Consider the following 7,312-nt stretch of genomic DNA (forward strand, 5'->3'; position numbering starts at 1 on the left):
GTTCGGACCCGAGGCGGTGAACGTCCTTACGGGTAAGCCCGGTTCGGACCCGATGCAGTGAACGCCCGCAGCGGTGACCCCGTTCGGACCCGAGGCGGTGAACGCCCGGAGCCGACCGGCAGGGTGGCTGCACGTGGCCGCGGTGGCCCGTCCCCCGCTCCGGTCACGAGGACCGTACCCGTTCTGGAGCGGACGCCGCGGCCTTCGCCGCGGGCCGGGCACGGCGATTGCACCGACCCGGAGCCGACAGCGTCAAGGAATGTCCGAGTGGTCCGGTGAAGCGACGGCCAAGTGGTGTGGGCGCGGCCGGTCCGCGGCTGCTTTGCTGTGCCGGGTCCGCCCCTCCTGACGATCTTGGACGGATTCCCTCTCCCATGACGACACCTCACCCTCCCACGACCGGCGCCGTCCCGGCCCGCTGCGCCGGCCGGCTCCCGGTGCCGGTCCTCCGTACCCGCGCCGGCTGTCACGGCGCCCCCGGTCCGTGCGCCGCACCGTCCGGACGGCCCGGCGCGGACCGGCCACCCAAGAAGCGCTCCGGCACAGGGCCCGGCCGATCCGGCCCCCGGTCCGGCGGCGGTGCGAGCGGCCGTGGCTCCGTTCCGGCGCCCCGTTCCGGGCCGGCCGCCGCTCCCCGCGCCGGACGAGCGGAGAGGAGACAGCGCGCATGCAACGTCGGATGACCGCCCGGTACGCGGAACGGTCCTGGCCGCAGCTGATCGAGACGCTGCTCACCGGCCGGGACCTGACCCCGGACGACACCGCCTGGGCGCTGCGCCAGGTGATGTGCGGGGAGGTGCCGCCCGCCCGGCTGGCCGGGTTGCTGGTGGCGCTGCGGGCGAAGGGCGAGGTGGCCGAGGAGATCGAGGGCCTGCTCCGGACGCTGTACGAGCACGCGGTGCCGCTTCCGGTGCCGGGCCCGGTGCTCGACATCGTGGGCACGGGCGGCGACCGTTCCCACAGCGTGAACCTCTCGACCATGGCGGCGATCGTCGCGGCCGGCGCCGGGGCACGCGTGGTCAAGCACGGCGGGCGCGCGGCGTCCTCGGCCTGCGGCTCGGCGGACGTGCTGGAGGAGCTGGGGGTCGTCCTCGACCTGCCGCCCGCCTGCCTGCCCGACCTGTTCGAGGAGACCGGCCTCATCTTCTGCTTCGCGCCCGTCTTCCATCCCGCGCTGCGGCACGCGGCACCGGTCCGCCGGGAACTCGGCGTGCCGACCGTGTTCAACCTGCTCGGCCCGCTGGCCAACCCGGCCCGGCCCGCCGCCCAGACGCTGGGCGTCGCCGATCCCCGGTTCGGCCCGCTCGCCGCCCGGGTGCTGGCCCGCCGCGGCACGTCGGGCCTGGTGGTCCGGGGCGACGACGGCATGGACGAGCTGACGGTCACCACCACCTCCACGGTGTGGACCGTCTCCGGCGGCGAGGTGACGACGACGACCTTCGACCCGCGGGAGGTCGGCATACCCCACGCCGGCGCCGACGCGCTGCGCGGCGGCGACCGGAGGTACAACGCCCGGGTGGCGCGGGACGTGCTGGCCGGTGAGCGCGGTCCCGTGCGGGATGCGGTGCTGCTGTCCGCCGCGGCCGGACTGGCCTCGCTGCGTCCCGACGACCGGCCGGTCGCCGAACGCATCGCCGCCTGCTTGCCAGACGCCCGGCTGTCGATCGACTCCGGGGCCGCCGCGGAACTGCTGGACCACTGGGTGCGCGTGTCGCGCGAGATGGCCGCCGGGGACCGCACACCGGTGTTCGGGCGGCCTTGACACGGCCCGCCGACGCCCCGGCGTGCGCCGGGTATTGACCCCGTATTGGCCCCCGCGAGGCAGATCGATAGGGCGGCGATATAGGCACCTCCTAACGTCGTCGGCGCTCAGCGTGGAATCGGATGACCGGTTTCACGGTCCGACGGACTTCCGGTGTGGGGGCAACGCTTGTGAGTGACAGCGCGACGGGCGCGTCAGGCCAGGGGGAATCGCGGCCGGGTCTTCTTCCCGCCGTGTCCGCGGACCTCGAGGCCGCGATCGACCGGGTGGCCGGGGAATGCGATGTCGACACCGAAACGGTGTGGCTCGCGGCGCGGGCCAAAGTGGCGGCCACCGTCTCCGGTTTCCACGAGGGCACGGTGGCGGAGGGCACCTGGCGGGACCTGATCGCCCGCGTTGCCACCCCGGACGGCCGGGCCGACGCCCTCCTGGCCTGGCGGCACGCCGAGGAGCAGGAGTACGTCTCCCCCGAGCGGGTCAGCGGCTACCTGCACACCGCGCTCACCCTGCTGACCGCCGCCCCGGACGCGCCGCACCACGCGCGCGGCCTGCTCTCGGCGGACGAGACGCACACCCTCTTGGAGGAGTTCGCGGGACCGGTCCGGGAACTGCCCGACCGCCGGTTCCACGAGCTGTTCGAGGAGCGGGTGCGCCGGCACCCCGACGCGGTCGCCGCGGTCCGGGGAGACCGTCGCTGGACCTACCGCGAACTGAACGTACGCGCCAACCGGATCGCCTGGTCGCTGCACCACCGCGGGCTGCGCCCGGAGGACGTGGTCGCCGTGGTGACCGAACGCACCTTGGAGTGGCTGGCGGCGGTGATCGGCGTCCTCAAGGCCGGCGGCTGCTACCTGCCCCTCGAACCGTCGTTCCCGGCCGACCGGATCGCCACCGTGCTGGCGCGCAGCGGCAGCCGCTGGGTGCTCGCCGAGCGCGGCGTACCCCACCTGGACGCGGCCCTCGCCGGACGTCCCGGGGTGGAGCGGGCGTTCCTCGACGACGTACTGGCCGAGGACCGGCCCGAGGACGACCCCGCTCTCCCGGTCGCCGCGGACCAGCTCGCGTACATCTACTTCACCTCCGGTTCCACCGGCGAGCCCAAGGGCGCGATGTGCGAACACGCGGGCTTCCTCAACCACCTGTACGCCAAGATCGAGGACCTCGGCATGGCGGAGGGCGAGGTGGTCGCGCAGACCGCCCCGCAGTGCTTCGACATCTCGCTGTGGCAGCTGGTGTCGGCGCTCCTGGTGGGCGGCCGGACGCACATCGTCGAGCAGGAGGCCGTCCTCGACGTGCACCGCTTCCTGGACACGCTGGACAGCGGCGGCATCCAGGTGGCCCAGCTCGTCCCCTCCTATCTGGAGGTGGTCCTCTCCGCGCTGGCCGAACGGCCGCGCCCGCTGCCCCGGCTGCGCTGTGTGTCGGCGACCGGCGAGGCGCTGAAGCGGGAACTCGTCCAGCGCTGGTTCGACGTGCTGCCGTCGGTGCTGCTGGTGAACGCCTACGGGCTCACCGAGACCTCCGACGACACCAACCACGAGGTGATGGACCGCGTCCCCGCGGGCCGCTCGGTGCCGCTCGGCCGGGCCGTGCGCAACGTCCGCGTGTACGTGGTCGACGAGCGCCTCGCCCTGGTGCCGCTCGGCGTGCCCGGTGAGATCGTCTTCTCGGGCGTGTGCGTCGGCCGCGGCTACATCAACGACGAGGCCCGCACCAAGGCGGCGTTCGGCTCGGACCCGTACCGTCCCGGCGAACGGCTGTACCGCTCGGGCGACTTCGGCCGCTGGCTGCCCGGCGGCACCCTGGAGTTCCTGGGCCGGCGCGACGCCCAGGTGAAGGTCAACGGATTCCGCATCGAGATCGGCGAGATCGAGAACCGGCTGCTCCAGGTCCCGGGGATCCGGGACGGCGCGGTCGTCGTCGCGGGGCCGGCCGAGCGGCCGTACCTGGCCGGTTTCCACACCGGTGGCGACGCGGTGACCGCCGGCGACCTGCGCACCGCGCTGGCCGCGGTGCTCCCCGGCTACATGGTGCCGCAGCGGCTGTACCGGCTGGACGCGTTGCCGCTGACGGCGAACGGCAAGACCGACCGCAAGGCGCTGACACGACTGGCCGCCGAGGCGGAACGCACCGCGGGCGCGGACGTCTTCGAGGCCCCGGCGACGGACACCGAGCGCCGGGTCGCCGCCCTGTGGGCCGACCTGTTGCGGGTCCCGCCGGAGCGGATCGGCCGCGGGTCCCGGTTCACCGAGCTCGGCGGCACCTCCCTCACCGCCATCAAGCTGGCCGTCGCGCTGGACCGGGTGGTGTCGGTGGGGGAACTGGCCCACACCCCGACCGTCGCCGAGGTGGCGGCGCTGTTGGAGCGGAAGACCGCCGAGAGAGGCACATGAGATGAGTTCCCTGTCCGTGCACGACCCCTCCGCCGTGCTGGTGGAGGGCCCGACCGACGCCGGGCCGGACGCGTCGGCGCGCGCCCTGCCGGTGCTGTCGGCGGGTTCCCCGACGGGGTCCGCGGCCGACTGGGCGGCCCAGCGCCGCGACGAGATCCACACGCTGGTCGCCGAGTACGGCGCCGTGCTGCTGCGCGGCCTCGGCGTCCGGTCGCCGGCCGAGGTGGCCGAGGCCGCGGCGGCGCTGGGCATCGAGCAGATGACCGAGCGGGAGCGGTTCGCACCGCGCCGCTCGCACGCCCCGGGCGTCTACTCGTCGTCGGCGTGGCCCGCCGACGAGCCGATGTGCATGCACCACGAGCTGAGCTACGCGGCCGAGGTGCCCGGTCTGATCCTGTTCGGCTGCCTGACCGCGCCGACGAGCGGCGGCCTCACCCGGGTCGCCGACTCGCAGCAGGTGCTGCGGATGCTGCCGCCGGAGCTGGTCGCGCGGTTCGAGCGCGACGGCTGGCTGCTGACCCGCATGTACCACGAGATCGGGGTGCCCTGGCAGGAGGCGTTCGGCACCGGGGACCGGGCGGCGGTCGACGCTTACTGCGCGGCGGCCGGCCTGGACCACGAGTGGCTGCCGGACGACCGGCTGCGCACCCGGCAGCGCCGGGCCGCCGTGCTGCCGCACCCGCGCACCGGGGTTCCCGTCTGGCTGAACCAGGCCGCCTTCCTGAACGAGCGGACCATGGACCCGGCGATCCGGGACTACCTGGTCGACGTGTACGGCCCCGACGGCCTGCCGTTCAACACGGCCTACGGAGACGGCACTCCGATCACCGCCGAGACGGTGGAGACCATCAACGCCGCCTACCGGGCGGCGTCGGTCGGGGAGCCGTGGCAGAGCGGCGACCTGCTGCTGGTGGACAACCTCCGCATGGCCCACAGCCGCGACCCGTACGAGGGCGAGCGCGACGTCGTCGTGATCCTCGGCAATCCGGTCCGGTTCGCCGGCCACGTCCTGTCCTAGTCCCTTCTTCGTGGAGCCATGATGTCCGTTTCCGACACCGCGCCGTCGTTCGCGGTGATCTCCGGCAGCCAGGTGCACCGTGCCCTCCAGGGGCGGCACCGGGATGTCGTCGCCCTGGTCGAGGCCGCCTACCGCACCCACGGCGCGGGCGAGACCGTCAATCCGCCGTCGTACTTCCTGCGCTTCCCCGACCGGCCCACCGCGCGCATCATCGCGCTCCCGGCGTCCATCGGCGGCGACAGCCGGGTGGACGGCATCAAGTGGATCTCCAGCTTCCCGGAGAACGTGGCCGCCGGCATCCCACGCGCCTCGGCCGTGCTGATCCTCAACGACCGGGACACCGGCTATCCGCTGGCCTGCCTGGAGAGTTCCATCATCAGCGCGACCCGCACCGCGGCCTCGGCGGCGCTGGCCGCCGACCGGCTCACCGCGGGCGGGGAACGCCCCCGCCGCATCGGCATCTTCGGTGCGGGACTGATCGCCCGGTACGTGTACGACTACCTGGCGGGCACCGGCTGGTCCTTCGACGAGATCGGCGTGTTCGATCTGTCCGCGGAGCACGCCGGCGGGTTCGCCGCCCATCTGCGCGAGGCGTCCGGCGGTGCCGCGAAGGTGACGGTGCACGACAGCGCCGAGGACGCGGTGCGCGGCTCGGACCTGCTGGTCTTCGCGACGACGGCGGCCACCCCGCACGTCACCGACCCCGCCTGGTTCGAGCACCGCCCGCTGGTGCTGCACGTGTCGCTGCGCGACCTGTCGCCGGAGGTGATCCTCGCGTCCGCCAACATCGTCGACGACGTGGAGCACTGTCTGAAGGCGGACACCTCCGTCCACCTGACCGAACAGCGCGTGGGCCACCGGGACTTCCTCGACGGCACCCTCGACGACGTGCTGACCGGCCGGGTGCGCCCGGACCGGGACCGCCCGGTCGTCTTCTCCCCGTTCGGCCTCGGCGTGCTCGACCTGGCGGTCGGCAAGCACGTGTACGACACGGTGCGCGCCGCGGGGGAGCTCGCCGTGGTCGACGACTTCTTCCATGAGATGCGTCGGTACGGCTGAGCGGTCCGCATCCCAACCGTGCACACCCGCGGGAGGCACAGTGCCGATCATCTCGGCTCCCCATGAGTTCAACGAGGACGATCTCTACGTCGATCTGCGACCGTCCCTCGGCGTCCCTCTCCACCTCAAGTGCGAGGGATTCAATTTCTCGGGCTCGATCAAGCAGAAGGCAGCTCTCGAAATGATCGAGGCGGCCGAGCGGTCGGGCCTGCTCACCGCCGACTCGGTCCTGGTGGAGTCCTCCTCCGGCAACCTCGGTGTCGCGCTGAGCACGATCGCCGCGAGCAAGGGCTATCGGTTCGTGTGCGTGACCGACTCGCGCTGCAACCTCGCCACCCGGCAGATGATGGAGGCGCTCGGCACCGACGTGCGCATCATCACCGAGCCCCACCCCGAGGAGGGTTACCTCGGAGCGCGGCTCGCCCACGTCCGGCAGCTGTGCGCGAGCGACGACCGGTACGTGTGGCTGAACCAGTACGTCAACACCAACAACTGGCGCGCGCACCACCGGCTGACGGCACCGCAGATCGCACGGCGGTTCACCGACCTGGACGTGCTGTTCGTCGGCGCCGGCACCACCGGCACGCTGATGGGCTGCGCGCGCTGGTTCCGGGCGCACCGGCCCGAGGTGCGGATCGTGGCGGTGGACAGCGTCGGCTCGGTCATCTTCGGCGGCACCCCGCAGACCCGGATGATCCCGGGGCTGGGCGCCGGTGTGCGACCGCCCCTGCTGGACGAGTCGTTCGTGGACGACGTCGTGCACGTGCCCGAGATCGACACCATCCGGGCCTGCCGGCGGCTGGTCGAGCGGGGCTTCCTGTTCGGCGGCTCCACCGGGACGGTGGTGGCGGGCGCCGAGCGCTGGTTCGCCGGGCACGGCACCGACCGCCGCGGCGGCACCGCCGTGGCCATCGCGCCCGACCTGGGCGAGCGCTATCTCGACACCGTCTACCAGACCACCTGGGTGCACCGGCTGTACGGCCCGGACGCACTCGGCCTGGACAGGGCGGTGGCCGCCGGGGCGCCCTGACGCCGCCGCCCGCCCCGCGCGGGACGGCCACCGGCCCCGGCCGCCCCGGC

5 protein-coding genes are annotated in these 7,312 nt (G+C 73.5%); all 5 read left to right on the plus strand.

Annotated features, from left to right (window positions below):
- The first annotated feature begins 667 nt into the window (after nt 1–667).
- The 5 genes from trpD (at nt 668) to sbnA (ending at nt 7,262) form a co-directional block, all read left to right on the plus strand.
- On the plus strand, nt 668–1,762 hold the full coding sequence (gene trpD / locus CCN44_RS18990) for an anthranilate phosphoribosyltransferase (RefSeq protein ID WP_079081190.1): 1,095 nt from the start codon (nt 668–670) through the stop codon (nt 1,760–1,762).
- 323 nt (nt 1,763–2,085) lie between these two features.
- Nucleotides 2,086–4,155 (plus strand): non-ribosomal peptide synthetase, encoded by a 2,070-nt coding sequence (locus CCN44_RS18995; protein ID WP_059255292.1) that lies wholly within the window; start codon nt 2,086–2,088, stop codon nt 4,153–4,155.
- A gap of 1 nt (nt 4,156) precedes the next feature.
- A complete protein-coding gene (locus tag CCN44_RS19000; RefSeq protein WP_059253090.1) occupies nt 4,157–5,173 on the plus strand; it encodes a TauD/TfdA family dioxygenase in 1,017 nt (338 codons plus the stop codon).
- Nucleotides 5,174–5,194: 21 nt separating this feature from the next.
- The gene (gene sbnB, locus CCN44_RS19005; RefSeq protein ID WP_059253087.1) at nt 5,195–6,232 is read left to right on the plus strand and encodes a 2,3-diaminopropionate biosynthesis protein SbnB; all 1,038 of its coding nucleotides are present in this window, start codon (nt 5,195–5,197) and stop codon (nt 6,230–6,232) included.
- A 40-nt stretch (nt 6,233–6,272) separates the two neighbouring features.
- On the plus strand, nt 6,273–7,262 hold the full coding sequence (sbnA, locus tag CCN44_RS19010) for a 2,3-diaminopropionate biosynthesis protein SbnA (RefSeq protein ID WP_086698357.1): 990 nt from the start codon (nt 6,273–6,275) through the stop codon (nt 7,260–7,262).
- Nucleotides 7,263–7,312 lie beyond the last annotated feature (50 nt).

Origin of the sequence: Streptomyces tricolor (genome assembly GCF_002155905.1) — a bacterium.
GTDB classification, from domain to species: Bacteria; Actinomycetota; Actinomycetes; order Streptomycetales; family Streptomycetaceae; genus Streptomyces; species Streptomyces tricolor.

What these genes read in the sequence shown, in the direction of transcription:
- trpD (WP_079081190.1), top strand. Translation starts at nt 668, where the DNA reads ATGCAACGTCGGATGACCGCCCGGTACGCGGAACGGTCCTGGCCGCAG.
- CCN44_RS19000 (WP_059253090.1), top strand. Translation starts at nt 4,157, where the DNA reads ATGAGTTCCCTGTCCGTGCACGACCCCTCCGCCGTGCTGGTGGAGGGC.
- sbnB (WP_059253087.1), top strand. Translation starts at nt 5,195, where the DNA reads ATGTCCGTTTCCGACACCGCGCCGTCGTTCGCGGTGATCTCCGGCAGC.